Origin of the sequence: Microbispora sp. CSR-4, from assembly GCF_008033685.1 — a bacterium.
Classification (GTDB): domain Bacteria; phylum Actinomycetota; class Actinomycetes; order Streptosporangiales; family Streptosporangiaceae; genus Microbispora.
Window position 1 is genome coordinate 60,698 of record NZ_VJVX01000010.1, and the last position, 21,517, is coordinate 82,214.

General features: G+C 70.2%; 22 protein-coding genes and 1 pseudogene. 10 read left to right on the plus strand and 13 right to left on the minus strand.

The annotated features are described in order from the left end of the window. Window positions 1–64: 64 nt before the first annotated feature. Both FLV34_RS10780 and FLV34_RS40335 read right to left on the minus strand, forming a co-directional pair. Complete coding sequence (locus FLV34_RS10780; protein WP_142648065.1) at window positions 65–616, minus strand: HD family hydrolase; 552 nt, start codon at window positions 614–616, stop codon at window positions 65–67. Window positions 617–829: 213 nt separating this feature from the next. After that, window positions 830–991, minus strand: coding sequence for a hypothetical protein (locus tag FLV34_RS40335; protein WP_187280599.1), 162 nt, complete (start codon window positions 989–991; stop codon window positions 830–832). Window positions 992–1,563: 572 nt separating this feature from the next. Here FLV34_RS40335 and FLV34_RS10785 point away from each other — a divergent pair. Continuing rightward, window positions 1,564–2,421 carry a helix-turn-helix transcriptional regulator gene (locus tag FLV34_RS10785; RefSeq protein WP_142647910.1) on the plus strand — a complete coding sequence of 286 codons (858 nt, stop codon included), beginning with the start codon at window positions 1,564–1,566 and terminating at the stop codon, window positions 2,419–2,421. A 60-nt stretch (window positions 2,422–2,481) separates the two neighbouring features. Next, the gene (locus tag FLV34_RS10790) at window positions 2,482–2,688 is read left to right on the plus strand and encodes a DUF397 domain-containing protein (RefSeq protein ID WP_142647911.1); all 207 of its coding nucleotides are present in this window, start codon (window positions 2,482–2,484) and stop codon (window positions 2,686–2,688) included. Window positions 2,689–2,887: 199 nt separating this feature from the next. On the opposite strand, the gene FLV34_RS10795 is transcribed toward FLV34_RS10790, so the two are convergent. Together FLV34_RS10795 and FLV34_RS10800 are read right to left on the minus strand one after the other, a co-directional pair. Further along, a complete protein-coding gene (locus FLV34_RS10795) occupies window positions 2,888–4,336 on the minus strand; it encodes a catalase (protein ID WP_147943008.1) in 1,449 nt (482 codons plus the stop codon). Window positions 4,337–4,505: 169 nt separating this feature from the next. Beyond that, window positions 4,506–4,949 carry a Fur family transcriptional regulator gene (locus FLV34_RS10800; protein ID WP_142647913.1) on the minus strand — a complete coding sequence of 148 codons (444 nt, stop codon included), beginning with the start codon at window positions 4,947–4,949 and terminating at the stop codon, window positions 4,506–4,508. Window positions 4,950–5,065: 116 nt separating this feature from the next. Between FLV34_RS10800 and FLV34_RS10805 the strand changes: the two genes are divergently transcribed. Then, window positions 5,066–6,160, plus strand: coding sequence for a CapA family protein (locus FLV34_RS10805; protein WP_261985731.1), 1,095 nt, complete (start codon window positions 5,066–5,068; stop codon window positions 6,158–6,160). 200 nt (window positions 6,161–6,360) lie between these two features. Beyond that, entirely contained in the window at window positions 6,361–7,011 is a 651-nt protein-coding gene (locus FLV34_RS10810; RefSeq protein WP_142647915.1) for a TetR family transcriptional regulator, read from the plus strand. A 115-nt stretch (window positions 7,012–7,126) separates the two neighbouring features. Here the strand turns inward: FLV34_RS10810 and FLV34_RS40340 are convergent, their stop codons facing one another. Then, the gene (locus tag FLV34_RS40340; RefSeq protein ID WP_187280600.1) at window positions 7,127–7,594 is read right to left on the minus strand and encodes a hypothetical protein; all 468 of its coding nucleotides are present in this window, start codon (window positions 7,592–7,594) and stop codon (window positions 7,127–7,129) included. A gap of 163 nt (window positions 7,595–7,757) precedes the next feature. Between FLV34_RS40340 and FLV34_RS10820 the strand changes: the two genes are divergently transcribed. Further along, complete coding sequence (locus FLV34_RS10820) at window positions 7,758–8,297, plus strand: hypothetical protein (RefSeq protein ID WP_260617266.1); 540 nt, start codon at window positions 7,758–7,760, stop codon at window positions 8,295–8,297. Window positions 8,298–8,900: 603 nt separating this feature from the next. Here FLV34_RS10820 and FLV34_RS10825 read toward each other — a convergent pair. The 8 genes and pseudogenes from FLV34_RS10825 to FLV34_RS10860 all read right to left on the minus strand — a co-directional run bounded on the left by FLV34_RS10825 (window position 8,901) and on the right by FLV34_RS10860 (window position 18,315). Beyond that, window positions 8,901–10,283 (minus strand): hypothetical protein, encoded by a 1,383-nt coding sequence (locus tag FLV34_RS10825; protein ID WP_147943010.1) that lies wholly within the window; start codon window positions 10,281–10,283, stop codon window positions 8,901–8,903. A gap of 97 nt (window positions 10,284–10,380) precedes the next feature. Further along, window positions 10,381–12,972: an ATP-dependent chaperone ClpB gene (gene clpB, locus FLV34_RS10830; protein ID WP_147943011.1), complete on the minus strand. Its 2,592-nt coding sequence runs from the start codon at window positions 12,970–12,972 to the stop codon at window positions 10,381–10,383. A gap of 83 nt (window positions 12,973–13,055) precedes the next feature. Continuing rightward, window positions 13,056–13,343 (minus strand): annotated as a pseudogene (locus FLV34_RS10835) (helix-turn-helix transcriptional regulator); the annotation flags it as partial. Window positions 13,344–13,347: 4 nt separating this feature from the next. Beyond that, window positions 13,348–14,520 (minus strand): molecular chaperone DnaJ, encoded by a 1,173-nt coding sequence (gene dnaJ, locus FLV34_RS10840; protein ID WP_142647919.1) that lies wholly within the window; start codon window positions 14,518–14,520, stop codon window positions 13,348–13,350. A gap of 125 nt (window positions 14,521–14,645) precedes the next feature. After that, window positions 14,646–15,287 carry a nucleotide exchange factor GrpE gene (gene grpE / locus FLV34_RS10845; RefSeq protein WP_142647920.1) on the minus strand — a complete coding sequence of 214 codons (642 nt, stop codon included), beginning with the start codon at window positions 15,285–15,287 and terminating at the stop codon, window positions 14,646–14,648. Then, the gene (gene dnaK, locus FLV34_RS10850; protein WP_142647921.1) at window positions 15,284–17,149 is read right to left on the minus strand and encodes a molecular chaperone DnaK; all 1,866 of its coding nucleotides are present in this window, start codon (window positions 17,147–17,149) and stop codon (window positions 15,284–15,286) included. The genes grpE and dnaK overlap by 4 nt, the downstream gene beginning before the upstream one ends. Before the next feature lie 148 nt (window positions 17,150–17,297). After that, window positions 17,298–17,774, minus strand: coding sequence for a hypothetical protein (locus FLV34_RS10855; protein ID WP_142647922.1), 477 nt, complete (start codon window positions 17,772–17,774; stop codon window positions 17,298–17,300). 31 nt (window positions 17,775–17,805) lie between these two features. Beyond that, a complete protein-coding gene (locus tag FLV34_RS10860; protein WP_147943012.1) occupies window positions 17,806–18,315 on the minus strand; it encodes a GNAT family N-acetyltransferase in 510 nt (169 codons plus the stop codon). A gap of 131 nt (window positions 18,316–18,446) precedes the next feature. On the opposite strand from FLV34_RS10860, the gene FLV34_RS10865 reads away from it, so the two are divergent. From FLV34_RS10865 to proC, 5 genes are all read left to right on the plus strand, one after another. Continuing rightward, window positions 18,447–19,175 (plus strand): ABC transporter ATP-binding protein, encoded by a 729-nt coding sequence (locus FLV34_RS10865; protein ID WP_261985732.1) that lies wholly within the window; start codon window positions 18,447–18,449, stop codon window positions 19,173–19,175. Next, window positions 19,172–19,327, plus strand: coding sequence for a hypothetical protein (locus FLV34_RS40345; RefSeq protein WP_187280601.1), 156 nt, complete (start codon window positions 19,172–19,174; stop codon window positions 19,325–19,327). The genes FLV34_RS10865 and FLV34_RS40345 overlap by 4 nt, the downstream gene beginning before the upstream one ends. After that, window positions 19,324–20,058 (plus strand): ABC transporter permease, encoded by a 735-nt coding sequence (locus FLV34_RS10870; RefSeq protein WP_142647925.1) that lies wholly within the window; start codon window positions 19,324–19,326, stop codon window positions 20,056–20,058. Before FLV34_RS40345 ends, FLV34_RS10870 begins: the two co-directional genes overlap by 4 nt. A gap of 119 nt (window positions 20,059–20,177) precedes the next feature. After that, window positions 20,178–20,540, plus strand: a complete 363-nt coding sequence (locus tag FLV34_RS10875; RefSeq protein ID WP_187280602.1) for a hypothetical protein — start codon at window positions 20,178–20,180, stop codon at window positions 20,538–20,540. A 90-nt stretch (window positions 20,541–20,630) separates the two neighbouring features. After that, the gene (proC, locus tag FLV34_RS10880; RefSeq protein WP_142647928.1) at window positions 20,631–21,425 is read left to right on the plus strand and encodes a pyrroline-5-carboxylate reductase; all 795 of its coding nucleotides are present in this window, start codon (window positions 20,631–20,633) and stop codon (window positions 21,423–21,425) included. The last annotated feature ends 92 nt before the right edge of the window (window positions 21,426–21,517 follow it).

A 21,517-nucleotide genomic window follows, 5' to 3' on the forward strand; every position in this document is an offset into this window, starting at 1 on the left:
ACAGGTGTGAACATGGAACAGGCATGGGACGGTATGTACGAGTTTCGGGCTGACGTCGTCGACGTCAGGGCGCCAGATGACCCCGGGCGACCGAGCCGGCGACCAGCTCCGCGGCGTACTCGCCGAGCGTGGGCGACCCCTCCTCGATGAGCCGCACCTTCTCCATGACCTGCGTGGCCGTCACCTTGTAGAGCGGCCAGGTGCCGCCCTCGTTGTGGTGGTTGGCGATGATCGGCGCGAGCCGGTCGAGCGCCCGGGCGAACCTCGCCTCCGGCGTGCGCCGCTCCTCGAACTCGTCCCACAGGGTGCGCAGCCGCGCCCCCTGGTCGTCCGGCAGCAGCCCGAAGATCCGGTCGGCCGCCGCGCGTTCGAGGGCGGCCTGCGCCTCGACCGCGACGGGGTCGTAGATGAAGGTGTCACCGGCGTCGATCTCCACGAGGTCGTGGACGAGCAGCATCGCGACCACCTTGGACATGTCGGTGCCCGGGGGCGCGTGCTCGGCCAGCGTCATCGCCATCATGGCCAGATGCCAGGAGTGCTCGGCGTCGTTCTCCCGGCGCGAGCCGTCGATCAGCGAGTTGCGGCGGATGACGCGCTTCAGCTTGTCGATCTCCATGTGGAAGGCGAGCTGGGACTGGAGCCGTTCGTGGATGAGCGCGGTCGTCACCCGTGCAAGCCTAACCGGTCACGATCAGTTCGTCCCCGACCCGGCGCCGCGCGCCGTCGGGCCGCGTCTGTCCTCGCGTCCCTCCACGCCGTCAGGGCCGTCGGGCCGCGTCCCTCCGCGCCGTCTTCGCGGCGCGGGCCCGGTGCGGCGCGTCGGAGGGCGTCAGACGGTGAAGAGGCGGCCGACCTCCTCCAGCTCGCGTACGAGGTCGAAGCGGGGGTCGCGGTAGTGGCGTGGGCCGAAGCCGGTGCGGCTCACGGTCCATTTCAGTTCACGCGCCCACCTGTCCTGATCGGCGCACAGCGCCAGGTCTGCCATCGTCATCCGGCTTTTGATCAGTGATAACCAGGCGGCACCGGGATTCACCAAGGGACTCCTTCCGGAGGGGTGCCAAATAGAGATCTCGTCGTCCTCAATTCGTCGTAGGGAGAGCGCGTCCCACCCTCGGAACGGCTCGTTCGTTGTTCGCCGGCTCGCCGCTCGTGCGCGGCGAGCGCCGGTGATTGCCGGTCGAATTTCGAAATCCCGCTGGCCCGGATGCCTCCCCGTTGTCACACGCATCCGGAGCGGTCGGCGCCCCTCGCCGGGCGCGTGCCCCGGATGGGGAATCGGGCCTCGGAGTATTTCGCCGGCGACCGCCGGCGCCCCCACACGCCGGAAGACCCTTCCCGCATCGATCGTGACTCAGGACGCAATGCGCTGCAATACTTGACGAAAAGAAATCCGCAAGAATCTTGTGTCGATGCGCTGCAAATTGCGATGCAAGTTGCACGAGCGGGCGCGGTAATCTCAGGACAGGGCGCCCCTCACCCGCGCGCCCGATCCGCCAGGGCGCGCCCACCATCCGTGCGTCCACCGCAACCACCGGATTCACCGGATGAAGGAGGTCGGCAGGGGTGCCCGAGCACGGCAGTCCCACCGTCCGCCGCCGTCGGCTGGGGCAGGAACTGCGCCGCTTACGCGAGCGCGCCGATCTGACGGGCGACCAGGTGGCCGCCCGGCTCGGCTGGTCGGCGGCGAAGATCAGCAGAATCGAGACGGCGCGCACCTCGCCTCGCACGAGCGATGTTGAGGCACTTCTGGTGATCTACATGGTAGATTCCCGCCAACGCCAAGAGCTGCTCGCCCTGCACCGGGACGCGACCCGGAAGGGCTGGTGGGAGGATTACCGCGACTCCCTGCCCAAGGAATACACGACGTTCCTGGGCCTGGAGGCCGAAGCCACGGCGGCACGCGACTGGGAACCCCAGGTAGTGCCGGGTCTGTTCCAGACAGAGGCATACGTCCGGGCCATGATGGAGAGCGGACAACGAAGCACCCTTGAGCTGCCGGGCGGCGTCCGCAGCCGGATCGAGGTCCGGATGGCGCGCCAGCAGGCGGTTCTCAGGGCGGAGAGCCCGCTGGCCATCTCGGCCGTTCTGGAAGAGTCGGTCCTGCTGCGCCGGTTCGGCGACCACGAGGTGATGCGGGAACAGCTCAGACGGTTGATCGAGGTGTCCGAGCTGCCGAACGTCGAGTTGCGGATCCTGCCGCTCGACGCGGACCACCCGATCAACACCGGGGCGTTCAGTCACCTCAAGGTGCCCGACTTCCACGACGTCGTGTACCTGGAGGCGCTCCTGGGCGGCCGTCTGGTCGAGGACGAGGCGATCGTCTACCGGTACGAGGTGGCGTTCGACTACCTGGAGACGAAGGCGCTCGACGTGGACGACTCCCGCCGGTTCTTGGAGAAAACTGTCCGTCACTGGCGTTAGCCAGCTCTAGACCGCCCCGGGAACCTGCGCGTGATTTCCGGGGGGAGAGAAACATTGTCCATGAACTCGATTGACCTGTCCGGCGCCGTCTGGTGGAAGAGCAGCCGGAGCGCGAACAACTGCGCCTGTGTGGAAGTGGCCGTGCTGCCCGACGGCCACGTGGGTGTGCGCGACAGCAAGAACCAGGACGGCCCCGCTCTCGTGTTCACCCCCGCGGAATGGGACGCGTTCATCGGCGGCGTGAAAGACGGCGAGTTCGACCTTTAAACGAGTTCGGCCTTTCTGCGGCCCCCGGCTTCCCGGCGGCCTCGGCTTCCCGGCGACTTCGGCCTTTCGGTGACGCCGGCTTTCCGTGCGACGTCGGCTCTTCGAACGACGTCCGCTTTTCGAACGACGCCGGCCGGGCGCGGACGCGCGTACGGCCCGCGCCCGGAAAGGGCGCGAGCCGTACGTGAGGGGAAGGGGGTCAGGCGACGCCGAGCCCCTGCGCGACGCGCTGGCCGAGGTCCTTGTGGACATTGGTCCAGTAGTCGGCGACGCGCTTCTTCATGTCGGCGGTGACCTCGGGAGCCGAGGCGTGGCCGACGATGTTGCTCACCATGTGGTCGCGGTCGACGTCCGAGAGCACGTTCTCCCACAGCGCGCGGGGCTGCACGTAGTCGTCGTCCTCGCGGTGCCTGACCTGGGCGCTCCGGATGATCTCACCGGCGACGTGGTAGTTCTCGCCCTCGTAGAGCGACGGGTCGGCGGCGGGGCCGTTGACGCTGTTCGGCGCGTAGACCGGGTCGCCCGGGTTGCGGTAGCGCATGTGACCGTCGCGGTTGTAGCTGTGCACGGGCGCCTTCGGCGCGTTGACCGGAAGCTGCAGGTAGTTCGGCCCGATGCGGTAGCGGTGGGCGTCCGGGTAGGAGAACAGCCTGCCCTGGAGCATCCTGTCCGGGGAGGGACCGACGCCCGGCACCAGGTTCGCCGGCTCGAAGCCCGCCTGCTCGACCTCGGCGAAGTAGTTCTCCGGGTTGCGGTTCAGCACGAACCGGCCGATGGTGATCTCCGGATAGTCGGAGTGCGGCCAGACCTTGGTGAGGTCGAACGGGTTGAACCGGTAGTCCGCCGCGTCCTCGAACGGCATGATCTGGACGTTGACCGTCCACGCCGGGTGGTCGCCGTTCCTGATGGCGGTGTGCAGGTCGCGGAGGTGGAAGTCCGGGTCCTCCGCCACCAGCGCCCTGGCCTCGGCGTCGGTGAGGTTCTCGATGCCCTGCTCGGTCTTGAAGTGATACTTCACCCAGAACTTCTCGCCCGCGGCGTTGTACCAGAGGAAGGTGTGCGACCCGAAGCCGTGCATGTGCCGCCAGCTGCGCGGGGTGCCGCGGTCGGTCATGAGGAACGACACCTGGTGGGCCGACTCGGGCGACAGCGTCCAGAAGTCCCACTGCATGTTGTTGTCGCGCGTGTGGGTGTCGGCGCGGCGCTTCTGCGAGTGGATGAAGTCGGAGAACTTCGAGGGGTCGCGGATGAAGAAGATCGGCGTGTTGTTGCCGACGATGTCGTAGTTGCCGTCGTCCGTGTAGAACTTGATCGCGAAGCCGCGGGGGTCGCGCACGGTGTCGGCGCTGCCCAGTTCGCCGGCGACGGTCGAGAAGCGCAGGAAGAGCTCGGTCTCCTTGCCCTTCCGGAACAGCGAGGCCTTGGTGTACTGGCTGACGTCCTCCGTAATCCGCAGCACGCCGTACGCGCCGCCGCCCTTGGCGTGCACCACGCGCTCGGGGACCCGTTCCCGGTTGAAGTGGGCCATCTTCTGGATCAGGTAGTGGTCCTGCAGCAGCAGCGGGCCGTTGGGACCGACGGACAGCGAGAACTCGTCGCTGGGAGCGGGGACCCCGGCGTCGGTGGTGGTGATGTGCCTGTCGGTCATGCGGCTGTCCTCCGGGGTCACTCTTTGGATCCATGTGCGGACAAGCGACGGAAAGCGGGCGCGCTGCGCTCGGTTCCCGCTGCTCGGATGTTCAGGTGCTCGGGTGCTCGGGTGCTCGGGTGTTCAGGTGTTCAGGTGCTCGGGTGCTCGGGTGTTCAGGGCTGGGTGCTCAGTCGCGGGAGGGGCAGGGCGGGGCGCTGCCGGTCTCCGTCCGGCACGCCGGGCACAGGCCCCAGTAGATGACGTCCGCCTCGTCCACCAGATAGCCGGCGTTCGAGGCCGGCTCCAGGCAGGGCGCGTGCCCCACCGCGCAGTCGACGTCCGCGACTCGTCCGCAGTTGCGGCAGACGAGATGGTGGTGGTTGTCTCCCACCCGCGTCTCGTACCGCGTCGGGCTGCCCGCGGGCTCGATGCGGCGCAGCAGCCCGCCGCAGTGCAACGCGTTCAGCGAGTCGTAGACGGCTTGCAGGGACACCTGCCCGACCCGGTCGCAGACACCGCGATGGATGGCTTCCACGTCGAGGTGGTCGCCCCCGCTCACGGTCTGCAGGATCGCGAGCCGGGCCGCGGTCACCCGAAGTCCGGCCTGGCGAAGGCGCCCGGCGTCGTCCACACCCCCACGTTATCAGCACACTTGAATGGTTCAAGTAAAGGAACTCTCCCAGTTATTTGCCCGTGGATCTCCCACAGGCTCCCGGATGAGGGTGGAAGATGGCATGCTCGGGTGCCGTGAGACGTCAGCCCCTCGCCCTGCCCCTGCTCGCCCTCCTCGCGGCCCCCCTCCTCGTCGCGGGGTGCAGCCCGGCGGAGAGCGAGCCCGTCCCCGGCGCGTCACCACTGGAGGTCAAGACGGCGACGCCGCCGCCGTCTCCCAAGCCGCAGCGGCGCCCCTTCACGATCTCCTTCGCGGGCGACGTGCACTTCGAGGGCGTCCTGCGCAACCGGCTCAACGCCGACCCGCGTACGGCGCTCGGCCCGATCGCCGCCGTGCTGCGCAGGTCCAACCTCACCGCGCTCAACCTCGAGACGGCCATCACCACCGCCGGCACGCCCGCGCCGGGCAAGCAGTTCACCTTCCGCGCCCCGGCCACGGCGTTCACGGCGCTCAAGGCCGCCGGGGTGGACGTCGTCACGATGGCCAACAACCACGGCATGGACTACATGGAGAGCGGCCTGCGGGACACCCTCGCCGCGATCAGGTCCTCGAGGTTCCCCGTCATCGGCATCGGCGCGAACGAGACCGAGGCATACCGGCCCTACCGCAGGACGGTCAACGGCAACCGGGTGTCGATCATCGGCGCGACCCAGGTGATCGACGCTCAGTTCATCCAGTCGTGGACCGCCTCCGGCGACAAGGCCGGGCTCGCGTCGGCGAAGAACGAGCCCCGCCTGCTGCGTGCCGTACGGCAGGCCCGCAAGAACTCCGACACCGTCATCGTGTTCCTGCACTGGGGCGCCGAGCTGGTCAAGTGCCCGACGCCGGTGCAGCGCAGCCTGGCGGACAAGCTGGTCGCGGCGGGGGCCGACGTGATCGTCGGCAGCCACGCGCACATCCTGCTGGGCGGCGGTTACTCCGGCCGCTCGTACGTGCACTACGGCCTGGGCAACTTCGCCTTCTACAACTGGGGCCCGGAGACCGGGACGACCGGGGTGCTCACCTTGACGATCAACGGCAGGAAGGTGCTCAAGGACCAGTGGACCCCCGCCCGGATCAACGGCGGCGTGCCGATTCCCGTGACGGGCGGTGCCAGGCAGCAGGCGCTCGGCGCGTACCGCGCGCTGCGCGGCTGCACCGGCCTGTCGGCCGCACCCGTGGACTCCTGACGGCAGGGCTACAGAATTCTTGCCGCAAATCAGACGACTGGTCGGTAAGCGCTGACCACGGCGCGTGAAACAGGCAAGATGAGTGAGTGTCCAGCCGGTACGTGAGGGAAGCAGGCGGCCCCGCTTTGGCCGTCGAGCAGTGTGCTGCCGTTGAGACCTGTGGTGCCGCCGAAAAACGGGGCCGTGGGGGTGGTGAGGGGATGTCGCCGGGCGCGTCGCGTCCCGGTGAGCCGTTGCGGCGGCGTCCGTCGCAGCGTCGCAGCGCCCGCCGCGTCGAGCGGATGCTCGACGCGTGCGCCGAGCTGCTCGACGAGGGAGGGTATGACGCGCTGACGACCACCCGGGTGGCCGAGCGTGCCGGAGTGGCGATCGGCTCGGTCTACCAGTTCTTCCCGGACAAGCGGGCGCTCAGCCAGGCCCTGACGCGGCGCAACGTCGAGCTGTTCGTCGCGCGGGTCGGGCGTCGCTTCATGATGGAGGACTACACCGGCTGGTGGGACGCCGTCGACGCCATCATCGACGAGTACGTCGAGATGCACCGCAGCGTGCCGGGGTTCCGCTCGCTGCACTTCGGCGAGGTCTTCGACCTTGATCTTCTCGACTCCGTGTCCGACAACAACACCGTGATCGCCGGACGGCTGCGCGCGTTGTTGTTCGCCGAATTCGGACTGGCAGACAGCGAGGATTTGGATCGTGCCATTCTCGTCGCCGTCGAGGCCGGGGACGCGGTGCTGAAGCTCGCCTTCCGGCACGACCCGCACGGCGACCCCGGAATCGTGGCCGAGGCCAAACAGCTCGTCCGCGGTTATCTGTCCCGCCAGCTCGCCTCCGCCGTCTCACGGCGCGGCTGACGCCCAAGCGGGGTGTCCAGGGGCCCCGGCCGGTTCGGTCACTGCGCCGGGTGGGTCATTGCGCGCTCCTTTCGCCTCGGTGACCATGGTGGGAGCATCAGGCGGGCGGAGCGGGTCACTCGTGGGGGCGGTGCGGACCATCCGGCGCGTGGGGACCGTCCGGCCCGTGGGGACCGTCGGGCGCGTGCGGGCCGTCCGGCGCGTGGGGGCCGTCCGGCGCATGCGGGCCGGGTATGGCGTGGGGGACGCCGATCGAGGGCCACAGCCCCGGCCCGGTGCCCTGGACGTAGGCGGTGTTCTGCCACGACCTGGTGCGGGTGCGCGGCGGTATCGACAGCTGCCGCGTGTCGTCCTCGTCCGTCAGGCGCGGCTGTTTCTTCCCGGCCGCGTCGTCGCGGCATCGCAGGCTCGCCGCCGGCTCGACTCTCAGCTCCATCATCTGCAGCTTCGCCTGCAGCCGGGCCAGTTCGGCGCGGGCCTGGTCGAGCGCCTCGTACTGGGCCGTGACGAAGCCGGCGAAACCCGGAACCAGGGCGGCGAGCACCGTTGTGGAGGCGAGAGTCAATATCACCCGCTTGGACATGCTGTAACGCTCCTCGCCGAGCTTCGGTTGGCACAGGCATGGAGCGATATGCCCGACTATCTGCCAGGAAAAGCGGATAGTAGTCAAACGTGTACTAATCGTTGCTTCGGCAATGCCTGGTGTTGTCCTGCGAAAACAGGCCGGGATCGGTAGCCTCGGCTCTGTGGCACATGTGACAAATGAGCAGGTGGACCGACTGCTCGAACAGGCTCTGCTGCTCGATGACCACGGTGCCCTCGCCCGCCGCCTCGACGCGCTGGCCCAGGGGTACGAGTCGGGAGAGATGTCCAGAGCGGCGATCCTTGTGCTCGCCGCGGAGGAGTGGCGCTCGGCCGGTCAGCTCGCCACCGCCCTCGACCGCTACCAGAGCGCTCTGGAGGACGGCGGGGAGGTGCCGGTGGACCCGCGGGCGGGAATCGCCGACACACTGTTCGAGCTCGACCGGCCCGAGGAGGCCAGGGCGGTGATCGCCGCCGTCAGGTCGGGGGACTGGAACCCGGCCACCGCGCTGACCATCGCCGAGACGCTCATGGCGTACGGCGATCTCGACGCGGCGCACGGGTGGGCCACCGACGGCATCCGCGCGTGCGGCGCGACGGGGTCGGGCATCCGCGACTCGCTGCTGCGCACCCGCTATCGCATCCGGGTCGATCTCGGCCTGCCCGAGGACGACCTCGACGCCCTTCTCGACGTCTCCCGCTGAGCCCTTCCGGCGCCCCGGCCATCGCTGCGGGCCGCCGGCGGTGACGAACGGCAGCCGGCGCGGCGCATGCACACTCAGCCATGTCCAGTTGGGGGCCATGTGCGAGCAATGCTCAGGACCTGTGGATCGGTTTCGGGAGGGTACGCGGAGGGCGTGTCCAAGTGGGGCCTTGTGCAGGTGGAGGCATGTGCAGCCGGCCAGGTGAAGCCGGGCGGGGCATGCGCGACCGGGACGTGCGCAGTAGAGGGCAGGCGAGGTCGGGGCATGTCCAGGTGGGGTGCATGTCCAGGTGGGGGGCATGTGCAGTCGGGCCACGTGAAGCCGGGCCATGTGTAGCCGGGCCATGTGTAGCCGGGCCACGTGTAGTCGGGCTCGTGCAGCAGGCATGGGAAAAGTGCAGCAGGCATGTGAAAAGGGGCCGTGCGTCACGGCCCCTTGGTCACGGCGTCTGCGGTCGCAGCGTCTTCGTTCTGGTGTTTTCGTTTCAGTGTCCGCGCTTGCGCGGTCTTCGGTCGCGCGGTCTTCGGTCGCGCGGACGTGGGTCGCGCGGACGAGGATTGCGCTGCCGCGAGGCCGCCGTCCTTAAGCGTCGTACGGCGAGGGCTACGGCAGGAGCTTCTTGCCGGTCGTGGCGGCGAAGTCGGTCACCGCGTTCGTGCCCGTCACCTTGGCGAGGGCGGCCGGGGCGGTGATGTCACCGTTCGGCTGGTGCGACGCCGCCCTGGGGTACTCGCGCGGACGCAGCCGCGGCACGTGCCGGCCGTCCGCCAGGTCGGGCGCCACGCCCACGGCGGGCCCCCGTCCGCGCGCGGCGTCGTCGCGCTGACGCTTGTCCTTGGCCTTCTTGACGCGCTCGCCCTCGGCCAGGGCGGTGTTGCGCGTGCCGGGCATGGGCCGCCCGGCCTGACCCGCCTGGTTGGCGGCCTGGGCGGGAGCGGCGGCGCCCGGCTGCTTGCGGGGGTGGTGCGCCTTGCGGTGGCGGCGGTCCTTCACCGGGAAGGTCTTGGTGATCTGCTCCTGGCTCGAGGCGCCGCTCTGCGAGCTGGTGCTGTGGGACACGCCCTGGGGTGCGAGAGCGCCCTGTGAGCCCGGTGCGCCCTGGTTGCCCTGGTTGCCCTGGTTGCGCCCCTCCGGCCGCTGCCCCGGCTTCTGCGCTCCGGCCTTCTGGGTCCCGGCCTGCTGGGACCCGGGCTTCTGCGTGCCCGGCTGCTGTGTTCCCGGCTGCTGGGGCGCCGAGCCGCGGGAGTTCGCGCCCGCCTGCTGGTCCTGCGGCTTGGGATTGCGGTGGCTCTTCTTCGGGTGCCCCTGCGCGACGGGGTGCTCCCGCTCCCGGGCGGCCGGCGCGGTCCGCAGCGCCTGCTGCGCGCAGCCGTTCGCGGCGCTGGGCTTGGCGGGGGCGGTGGCGAGGAGGGGCACGGCGCTCCTGACCGGGAACAGGCTATTGGCGTCGGTCGCGGGCACGGCGGCCGCGCGGCGGTCGGCGACGGCCGCTGCGCCGGCCGCGGCGCCGTGCACCGGTGCGGTGACCGCCTTCGCGGGCGCCGAGAGGGTGGTGGCGTCGGTGGGAAGCGTCTTCGTGGCGCTCGCCGGTGCGGGCAGTGCCGCCGTGGCGCCGGTTGCCGTGTTCGGCAGCGTACGGGGGCCGGGCACGGCCGGCAGCGCCGCGGGCGCCGGGAGGGTGCGGGCGACCGTGGCGGAGCCGGTGGGGAGCGAGTTGTGTCCCTGCCCTGCCGCCGCCCCGGCCGCGTCGGCGATGCTCAGCACGCCCGCCGCCGGAAGGCTGGTCAGCCCGCTCGTGAGGTCGCGGCCGGTGACGTCATGGCCGGTGACGCCGCGTGCCGTCATGTTGTGGGCCTGGGCCCGGCAGGCGTCGGCGAGCGCGCCGTCCTTCGCCATCGCCGGGCCCCCGGCGAACCAGCTCACTCCGGCGGTGACCGCCGCGAGTGCGACGCACCGTCCTCGAATACTTCGTGATGTCCTGGACATCCACGTCCCCCTGATCGCGTACGGTAGTCCGACGAACGCCGAACGTAGCAGCGAGGGGATAGGGCGGGGCGCGCTTGCCTCAATGGTGGGAAAGACCTTACCGAGAGGGCCGGATCGTCAACGTGTCCCCTGCCTCGTCAAAGTCGACGATTACCTCGTCGCCGTCCCGGATGGCCCCCGACAGCAGCTCCTTGGCGAGCTTGTCGCCGATGGCCGTCTGGATCAGGCGGCGCAGCGGGCGCGCGCCGTACAACGGGTCGTAGCCGGTCAGCGCGAGCCAGTCACGGGCGGCGGGGGTGACGGTCAGCGTCAGCCGCCGGTCGGACAGGCGCCGGGCGAGCCGGGCGACCTGCAGGTCCACGATCTGCGACAGCTCCTCGGTGCCGAGCGCGTCGAACACGATGATGTCGTCGAGCCGGTTGAGGAACTCGGGCTTGAACGACCCCCGCACCGCGTTCATCACCGCCTCGCGCTTGGCCGCGCTCTCCATCGTGGGGTCCACGAGGAACTGCGAGCCGATGTTCGAGGTGAGGATCAGGATCGTGTTGCGGAAGTCGACCGTACGGCCCTGCCCGTCGGTGAGCCGGCCGTCGTCGAGCACCTGCAGCAGGATGTCGAAGACCTCGGGATGAGCCTTCTCGACCTCGTCGAGCAGCACGACGGTGTAGGGCCTGCGGCGTACGGCCTCGGTGAGCTGGCCGCCCTCCTCGTAGCCGACATATCCGGGCGGCGCGCCGACCAGCCGGGCCACGCTGTGCTTCTCGCCGTACTCGCTCATGTCGATGCGGGTCATGGCCCGCTCGTCGTCGAACAGGAACTCGGCGAGCGCCTTGGCCAGCTCGGTCTTGCCGACGCCCGTGGGGCCGAGGAAGAGGAACGAGCCGGTCGGCCGATCGGGGTCGGAGATGCCGGCCCGGGCCCGCCGTACGGCGTCGGAGACGGCCTGGACGGCCTGCTGCTGGCCGATCAGGCGCTTGCCCAGCTCGTCTTCCATGCGCAGCAGCTTGGCGGTCTCGCCCTCCAGCAGCCGGCCCGCCGGGATGCCCGTCCACGAGGAGATGACCTCGGCGATGTCGTCGGGCCCGACCTCCTCCTTGACCATCGGCTCGGCCTCGGCCTCCACCTTCTCGGCCGCCTTGGTGGCCTCGGCGAGCTCCTTCTCCAGCCGCGGCACGTCGCCGTACATGAGCCGGGAGGCCGCCTCGAAGTCGCCGTCGCGCTGGGCCCGCTCGGCCGCGCTGCGCGCCTCGTCGAGCTGCTTTTTCAGCTCGCCGACCTTGTTGAGCCCGGCCTTCTCGTGCTCCCAGCGGCTGACCAGGGCGTTGAGGTCCTCCTGGCGGTTGGCCAGCTCCTCGCGGAGCTTCTCCAGGCGCTGCCGGCTGGCCTCGTCGGTCTCCTTGGCGAGCGCGAGCTCCTCCATCTTCAGCCGGTCGACGATCCGCTGGAGCTGGTCGATCTCCACCGGCCGCGAGTCGATCTCCATGCGCAGCCGCGACATCGACTCGTCGACCAGGTCGATGGCCTTGTCGGGCAGGAACCGCGCGGTGATGTAGCGGTCGGACAGCGTCGCGGCGGCGACCAGGGCGCTGTCGGAGATCTGCACCTGGTGGTGCGCCTCGTAGCGGCCCTTGAGCCCGCGCAGGATCGCGATCGTGTCCTCGACCGTCGGCTCGCCGACGTAGACCTGCTGGAACCGCCGCTCCAGCGCCGGATCCTTCTCGATGCGCTCGCGATACTCGTCGAGCGTGGTGGCGCCGATCATGCGCAGCTCGCCGCGGGCCAGCATGGGCTTGAGCATGTTGCCGGCGTCCATCGCGCCCTCGGCGGCGCCCGCGCCGACCATCGTGTGCAGCTCGTCGATGAACGTGACGATCTGGCCGTCGCTCTCCTTGATCTCGTTGAGCACGGCCTTGAGGCGTTCCTCGAACTCACCGCGGTATTTCGCGCCCGCGACCATCGCGCCGAGGTCGAGCGCGACCAGGCGCTTGTTGCGCAGGCTTTCGGGCACGTCGCCCGCGACGATCCGCTGGGCGAGGCCCTCGACCACGGCGGTCTTGCCGACGCCGGGCTCGCCGATCAGCACGGGGTTGTTCTTGGTGCGGCGCGACAGCACCTGGACGACCCGGCGGATCTCGCTGTCGCGGCCGATCACCGGGTCGAGCTTGCCGGAACGCGCCCGCTCGGTGAGGTCGACGCCGTACTTCTCCAGCGCCTGGTAGGTGTCCTCCGGGGTCTCGCTGGTCACCCGCGCGTGCCCGCGGACCTTCTCGAACGCCTCCAGCAGCGCGTTGGGCGTGGCGCCCGCGGTTTTCAGCAGATCGGCGACCTGCCCGCCGTCGGTGGCGAGCCCGACGAGCAGGTGCTCGGTCGAGACGTACTCGTCTTCGAGCTGCTTGGCCCGCTGCGCCGCGGTGTTGAGCACGGTCAGCAGCTGACGAGAGCTGGACGGCGCGCTCACCGTGGAGCCCTGCGCCTTCGGCAGCCGGTCGAGCAGCTCCTCGGCCTGGGCGCGCAGGTGCCGCGGGTCCGCGCCGACGGCCTGCAGCAGCGACCCGGCGATGCCGCCGTTCTGCGCGAGCAGGGTCGTCAGCAGGTGGGCGGGCGCGACCTCGGGGTTGCCGTCGGCCGCGGCGCGCCGGACGGCCGCGGACAGGGCCTCCTGGCTCTTCTGGGTGAACTTGTAGTCCATATGTGAATGCCTCGTTTCGCCGGTCAGGCCGGTGGCAGTTCGTAGCGGACCAGTGCCCGCAGCATGGTGAGCTCACCCCTGAGCCGGGTGACCTCCTCGCGCAGGCGCATGTTCTCGGTTTCGAGTTCGAGGATGCGCTTGATGCCGGCGAGGTTGATGCCGTGCTCCTGGGAGAGCCGCTGGACCTCGCGCAGAAGCACGATGTCCCGTGTCGAGTACAGCCGTCCCCGCCCCGCCGTACGGCCGGGGCTCACGAGCCCGAGCCGGTCGTACTGGCGCAGCGTCTGCGGGTGCAGCCCCGACAGCTGGGCGGCTACGGAGATCACATAGACGGGGGTGTCATCGGAGATGTCGAAAAACCTGGCATCCATCGGCTCACTCGCTTCTGGCCTGCTTGATCAGCTCTTCGCGAAGGTCCTGGCCCTCTGTGGCGTTCCTGAACTCCTCAAGGGCCGCGCGGGCCTTGTCGTCGAGGTGCTGGGGCACCGTGACCTGGACGGTGACCAGCAGGTCGCCCTTCGTGCCGTCCTTGCGGGGGACCCCACGGCCGCGCACCCGGAACGTGCGCCCGTTGGGCGTTCCCTCCGGGATGCGCAGGGTCACCGGCATCCCCCGGAGCGTCGGCACCTTGATCTCGGCGCCGAGCGCGGCCTCGGGGAAGGTGACGGGGACCGTGACGGTCAGGTTCTCGCCGCTGCGCCCGAACACGGGGTGCGGTTTGACGTGGACCAGCACATAGAGATCGCCGGCCGGGCCGCCGTTCTCACCGGGCGCGCCCTTGCCCTTGATCCTGATGCGCTGGCCGTCGCCGACCCCGGCGGGGATGCGGGCCTGGATCGTACGGGTGCTCTTGCCGCGCCCGCTGCCCTCGCAGACGGGGCAGGGGTCGTCGACCACCAGGCCCCGGCCGCGGCAGTCGCGGCACGGCTCTGAGAAGGCGAAGTTGCCGAGGTTGCGGCTGGCCGCCCCGGTTCCCTCGCAGGTCGGGCACACCCGTGGCGTGGTGCCCGCCTTCGCCCCCGTGCCGCCGCAGGCGGTGCAGGCGGCCGAACTGGTGAGCCGGAGGGACACGGTGCTGCCGTCGACCGCCTCGCCGAAGGTCAGCGTCACCTCCGACTCGACGTCCTGGCCGCGCCGTGGCCGGGCAGTGGTCGTGCGCGTGCCCGCTCCGCCCCGGTTGAACAGCCCCCCGAACAGGTCCCCGATCCGGTCGCCCGACCCCGAGCCGCCGAACAGGTCGCCGAGGTCGAAGTTGAAGCCGCCGCCGGTGCCGCGCGGGCCCCCCGCTCCCGCGAAGCCGCCGACGCCCGACCCGAACAGCGTGCGCGCCTCGTCGTACTCCTTGCGCCGCTTGACGTCGGAGAGCACGTCGTAGGCCTCGGAGACCTCCTTGAACTTCTCCTCGGTCTCCTTGTTGCCCGGGTTGGCGTCGGGGTGGTACTTGCGGGCGAGCTTGCGGTACGCCTTCTTGATCTCGTCGGCGCTCGCGGTCTTGGGCACACCAAGGACGGCGTAGTAGTCCTTTTCCAAGTAGTCCTTGGTGCTCATCTATCGCTTCCTTCGCACGAAAGGGGAGTGAATCGGTGTTTCCGCGCAGGCCCCCGAGGGTGTCGTCACGGGCAGCCCTCGCGGGTCTCTCCCGATCTTCGCCGATCGGGAGAGACTCCGCGGTTTCAGTTCTCGTCCGGTTCGCCGGACTCGCCGGAGTCCGCCGCCGTCTCCTCCGGCGCCGCGGCCTCCTCGCTCGGCTCCGCGACGGCCACGCGGGCGGCGCGCAGGATCCGGTCGTTGATCCGGTAGCCCGGCTGGAGGATCTCGACGCACGTCGCCTCGGTCACCTCCGCCGAGTAGCTGTGCAGCAGGGCCTCGTGCACGGTCGGGTCGAAGGGGTCGCCCTTCGCGCCGTACGAGGTCAGGCCCAGCTTGGCGACGGCCGCCTCCAGCGACTCGCTCACCTTCGCGAACCCGCCGGTGAGCTCGCCGTGGTCGCGGGCGCGCCCGATGTCGTCGAGCACCGGCAGCAGCTCGGTGAGCACGCTCGCGACGGCCTGTTCCCTGACGGCGATCCGATCGCGTTCGACCCGCTTGCGGTAGTTGCTGAACTCCGCCTGGAGCCGCTGCAGGTCGGCGGTGCGCTCGGCGAGCAGGTCCGACGCGGACCCCTCGGCCGGCGCCGCCACCTGCGTGCCCTGGTCCGCGGGGGCGGCCTCGGGGGCCTCCCCGGCGGACTCGCGGGCCTTGCCGGTCTCCGGGTCGATCTTGCGGTTGTCGCGGATCACCGGCTCCTCCTCGGAGCCGTTCTCGCGCGGGCTCACTTGCGGCCGCCCTCCCGCTCGTCATCGACGATCTCGGCCTCGACCACGTCTTCGTCGGCCTTCGCCTGGGCGCCCTCGGCGTCCGCACCGGGCGCGGCGCCCTCGGCGCCGGCCTGCGACTGGGCGTAGATGGCCGAGCCCATCTTCTGGCTGACCGTGGCGAGCTTCTCGGCGGCGGTGCGGATGGCCGGGATGTCGGTGCCCTCCAGCGCCTTCTTCAGCTCGGCGAGCGAGTCGTTGACCTCGGTCTTGACGTCGGCCGGGACCTTCTCGTCGTTCTCGCGGAGGAACTTCTCCGTCTGGTAGGCCAGCGCGTCCGCGTTGTTGCGGACCTCGGCCTCCTCACGACGCCGCTTGTCCTCCTCGGCGTAGGACTCCGCCTCGCGCATCATGCGCTCGATGTCCTCCTTGCCGAGGGCCGAGCCGCCGGTGATGGTCATCGACTGCTCCTTGCCCGTGCCGAGGTCCTTCGCCGACACGTTCACGATGCCGTTCGCGTCGATGTCGAAGGTGACCTCGATCTGCGGGATGCCGCGCGGGGCCGGGGCGATGCCGGTCAGCTCGAAGGTGGCCAGCTTCTTGTTGTACGCCGCGATCTCGCGCTCGCCCTGGTAGACCTGGATCTGCACCGACGGCTGGTTGTCCTCGGCCGTGGTGAAGACCTCCGAGCGCTTGGTCGGGATCGTCGTGTTGCGCTCGATGATCTTGGTGAAGATCCCGCCCTTGGTCTCGATGCCCAGGCTGAGCGGGGTGACGTCGAGCAGCAGGACGTCCTTGACCTCGCCCTTGAGGACACCGGCCTGGAGCGCGGCGCCGATGGCGACGACCTCGTCCGGGTTCACGCCCTTGTTGGGCTCCTTGCCGCCCGTCAGCTCCTTGACCAGCTCCGACACGGCCGGCATGCGGGTGGAACCGCCGACCAGGACCACGTGGGCGATGTCGGAGACCTTGATCCCCGCGTCCTTGATGACCTGGTGGAACGGGCCCTTGCAGCGCTCGAGCAGGTCGGCGGTGATCCGCTGGAACTCCGCCCGGGTCAGCTTCTCCTCCAGGTGCAGCGGGCCCTCGGAGGAGGCGGTGATGTAGGGCAGGTTGATCGTCGTCTCGGTCTGGGCCGACAGCTCGATCTTGGCCTTCTCGGCCGCCTCGCGCAGACGCTGGAGGGCCATCTTGTCCTTGGCCAGGTCGACGCCGTGCGCGTTCTTGAAACGGGTCACCAGCTCGTCGACGACCCGCTGGTCCCAGTCGTCGCCGCCGAGGTGGTTGTCACCGCTGGTGGCCTTGACCTCGACGAACCCGTGCCCGTCCTCCTGGCCGACGTCGAGCAGGGACACGTCGAAGGTGCCGCCGCCGAGGTCGAAGACCAGGATGGTCTGGTCCTTCTCCTTGTCGAGGCCGTAGGCCAGGGCCGCGGAGGTGGGCTCGTTGATGATGCGCAGCACGTTGAGGCCCGCGATCTGACCGGCCTCCTTGGTGGCCTGCCGCTGGGCGTCGTTGAAGTACGCCGGAACGGTGATCACCGCGTCGGTGATCTTCTCGCCCAGGTACGCCTCGGCGTCCTGCTTGAGCTTCTGCAGGACGAACGCGCTGATCTGCTGGGGCGTGAACTTCTTGCCGTCGATCTCGATCGACCAGTTCGTGCCCATGTGGCGCTTGACCGAGCGGATGGTCCTGTCGACGTTGGTCACCGCCTGCCGCTTGGCGACCTCGCCGACGAGAACCTCGCCGTTCTTCGCGAACGCGACCACGGACGGCGTGGTCCGCGAGCCCTGAGCGTTCGCGATGACCGTGGGCTCGCCGCCCTCGAGGATCGAGACGACGGAGTTGGTCGTCCCCAGGTCGATACCTACCGCACGTGCCATGAGTACGTCCTTGTAGTCAAAGTTGAGTCGGTCAGACTCAAATACTAGCCCCGCCGAGGGGTCTGTCAATCGTCTTGAGTCTATGTGGCTCAACCCTGGAGCGCGCGGATTTCATCCCGTGGCCGGGAACTCGTACGGTCTGTCCTCTCTACTTCGCGCCGTCCACGACCTTCCGGTCGCCGAGCGGGGCCTTGAGCTGCACTTTCGTGGTCTTGAGGATCGCGATCGCGATGCAGACGGCGTCGGGCGAGCGCCGGTCCTGTCCCTCGTACAGGGTGACGGTGACCTCGCGCGCGGTCTCGGTCACCTCGACGTGGTCGAGCACGTTGCAGGGCTCCACTCCGGACCACCACACGATGTCGAGGGCCCTGCCGTCGTCGGTGGGGGTGGCGCTCTCCCACGGCACCTTGCGCGGGTGCAGCGTGGGCCCGGCCGGGGCCACGGGAGACGGGGTGCCGCTCGGCGCGCCGGACGGCGCGGCAGGCGCGGCCGGCACGCTGACGGCCTGATCGGCATCGGTCCCGGTGGGAGAGCCGTCCGGCTGCTCGGGTGAGGCCGAGGTGGAGGAGGTCCCTCCGCAGGCGACCGCCAGGAACAGGAGGGCCACGAGCCAGAGCTTTCTCATGCCCCATACACGGCTGTGCGGAGCGACCGGTTCACCCTGTGGCCCGGCTGCGCCTCAGCACGTGGGTGACGCCTCCGTCGTCCTCGGTCACGTCCCGCACGTGCTCGAAGCCGATCCCGTTCAGCACGGCCAGCGAGGCGGTGTTCGGCGCCGCCACGGTGGCGTACACCTCGGTGAGCCCCAGGGTGTCGAAGCCGTAGGCGACGATCGCCCCGGCCAGTTCTCTCCCCAGGCCGGATCCCCACATGCCGGGGGCCAGGGCGTAGATGATCTCGTAGCCGTCCGCCACCTTCGCCGGCTTGATCTCGGCGTGCCCGGCGAAGCGGCCGTCCCGGCGCACGGCCCAGACGTCGAACAGCTCCTGGGCGTAGACCTTCGTGAAGATCCGCCCGAACAGGGCGCGGTAGTCCGCCTCGGGGGCGGGACCGTCGCCCATCCACCGCGACACCCGCCCGTCCAGGAACAGGGTGACGAAGTCGTCCTCGTCTTCGGGGACGTACGGCTCCAGCAGCAGGCGCTCGGTCCGCAGAGTCGGGGTCATGGGGCGTGAAGTTACCCATGCGGCGCACCCTCGGACAAATCGCTTTTCGCGGTCGGTGCGCGCCGCGGGGGCCGGAATGTCACCGCGATGGACGCATTGACGGCCCTTTGCCGCGGGTTTAAATTCATCACATGATGAATTTATCGGATCCCGTGATCGCCGTACGGGATCTGCGGGTGGTCAGGGGCGGGGCCGAGGTCCTGCACGGCCTGACCTTCGAGGTGCCGCGAGGGCAGGTCACCGGCCTGCTCGGGCCGAGCGGCTGCGGCAAGACGACGCTCATGCGGGCGATCGTGGGCGTCCAGGTCGTGTCCGGCGGCGAGGTGAGCGTGCTCGGCGAGCCGGCCGGGAGCGCGGGCCTGCGCCGCAGGATCGGCTACTCGACGCAGAGCCCGGCGGTCTACCGGGACCTGACCGTGCTGGAGAACCTGCGCTACTTCGCCGCCGTGCTCGGCGCGCCGAAGGACGACCCCGAGCGGGTGCTCGCGGAGGTGGGGCTCTCCGGGGCCGCCCACCAGCTCGCGTCCACGCTCTCGGGCGGTCAGCTGGGCCGCGCCGGGCTCGCCGTGGCCCTGCTCGGCCGTCCGGAGCTGCTCGTGCTCGACGAGCCGACGGTCGGGCTCGACCCCGTGCTGCGGCAGGAGCTGTGGACGCTCTTCAACCGCCTCGCGGAGGGCGGCACCACGATCCTGGTCTCCAGCCACGTCATGGACGAGGCCGCGCGGTGCGAGCGGCTGATCGTGCTGCGTGAGGGGAAGATCCTCGCCGACGACACCCCCGGCGCCCTGCGCGACCACACGCGTACGACCGACCTGGAGGAGGCGTTCCTGCGCCTGATCGAAGAGAGGGCGGCGGCATGAACGCGCTTCGCGAGCGAATCGACAGACGCGGCGTCCGGCGCGGCGGTCTCCTGCGCGCCTCCGGCACGACCTCCCTGCGCGCCTCCGGCACGACCTCCCCGCGCGCCTCCGGCACGACCTCGCTCCGAGCCGAAGGCGAGGAGTCGGCATGAGCTTCGCGATCACTTTTGCCACCGCCAGGCGGATCATGACCCAGCTTCGCCACGACCGGCGGACGGTCGCGCTCATGGTCCTGGTGCCGACACTGGTGATGATCCTGCTCTACTACGTGATGGACGACGAGCGCGCGTTCGGCCACTGGTCGCCGATCCTGCTGTGCGTCTTCCCCTTCCTGGTGATGTTCCTCATCACCTCGATCGGGACGCTGCGCGAGCGCACGTCGGGCACGCTTGAGCGGCTCATGGCGATGCCGCTCGGACGGCTCGACCTCCTCCTCGGCTATGGCCTCGCGTTCGGGCTGGCGGCGTGTGTCCAGGTGGCGCTGGCGCTGACCGTCTCCCTCACCTGGCTGGGCCTCGACCTGCCCGGCCCGCTGTGGCCGCTGGTGCTCGTGGCCCTGCTCAACGCCCTGCTCGGCACCGCGCTCGGCCTGCTGTGCAGCGCGTTCGCCCGCACGGAGTTCCAGGCCGTGCAGTTCATGCCGATCGTGATGATCCCCCAGATCCTGCTCGGCGGGATCCTCGTGCCGCGCGGGCAGATGGCGACCGTGCTGGAGTGGATCTCGAACGTCCTGCCCATGTCGTACGCGATCGAGGCGATGGCGCACGCGGTCGCGGACACCGATCCGAGCGGCGAGTTCTGGCGCGACGTCGTCGTGGTGGCGGGGTCGGCAGTGCTGGCACTGCTGCTCGGCGCCGCCACGCTGCGCCGCCGGACCTCCTGAGCGCAGCCCCTGGCCGAACCCCCTGGCCGAGTCCCCTGCGCGACCCCCTGCACGTCGGCCGTACGTCTCGGGAATCGGGCTCAACGCGCCTGCCCACCGGAGACGGGCGTACGCCGTTCGTGGACGCCGAGGACATCGCCGAGGTCGCCGCGGCGGCGCTGACCGACGAGCGGCACAGCGGCCGGATCTATCACCTCACCGGCCCGCGGGCCGTCTCCTTCGGAGAGGCGGCCGATCTCATCGGCAGTGCCACGGGGCGCACGATCCGGCACGTCGACGTCGCCCCCGAGACCTTCGTGGAACGCCAGGTCGCGAACGGCGTCCCGCCCGAGGCCGCGCGGCTGCTCACCGGTCTCCTCGTGGACATCCGCGACGGGCAGGGCGCCGCGCCCTCCGACGGCGTGGAGCAGGCCCTCGGCAGGCCGCCCCGGCGGTTCGAGGAATACGTCGCCGAGACCGCCGCCGCGGGCCACTGGAACTGACCCTCCGGGCCGGCCCATCGCGTTCGGCTCCGTACGGCAGGGTCGGTAAGCTGCGGGGAGATCCCGGCGAAGCCCAGAAGAGGTGCAGGAATGATCGCGATTCTCGGGACAGGAAAGATGGGCGAGGCCCTGCTCTCCGGGCTCGTACGCGCAGGTCTGGGGCCCGACGAGATCGTGGCGACGGCCCGCAGGCCCGAGCGGGCCGAGGCGCTGCGCGAGCGCTATGGCGTCCGGGTCGCGGGCAACGCAGAGGCGGCCAAGCTGGCCGACACGCTGATCCTCGCGGTCAAGCCGCAGGACATGAACGCGCTGCTGACCGAGATCTCCCCGTATGTGGCCGCCGATCGGCTGGTGATCTCGGTGGCCGCCGGCATCACGACCGCGTTCGTGGAGGCGCGGCTCGCGGACGGCGTGGCGGTCGTCCGCGTCATGTCCAACACGCCCGTCCTGGTGGACGAGGCCATGAGCGTCATCTCGGCCGGGGCGCACGCCTCCGAGGAGCACCTGAAGCGCACCGAGGAGCTGCTCAGCCCGGTGGGGAAGGTGCTGCGCATCCCCGAGTCGCAGCAGGACGCCGCCACCGCGCTGTCCGGCAGCGGTCCGGCGTACTTCTTCTACCTGGTCGAGGCCATGGTCGACGCCGGGATCCTGCTGGGCATGCCGCGCGCCGCGGCCCTCGACATGGTCACCCAGTCGATCGTCGGCGCAGCGATCATGCTGCGCGACTCCGGGGAGCACCCGGTGATCCTGCGCGAGGCCGTGACGTCGCCCGGAGGCACCACGATCTCCGCCATCGCCGAGCTGGAGCGCCACAAGGTGCGGGCCGCGTTCCTCGACGCGATCGAGGCGGCCTGCGAGCGCAGCCGCCGTCTCGCCGCCGGCTGACGCGGCGTCCGGTTCGCGAGCGGCTGTGCCGGTTGCCGCAGTTTGCCCTGTGACGACCGGCATTCCCGGGACGGAAGATGACCACCGCTTTA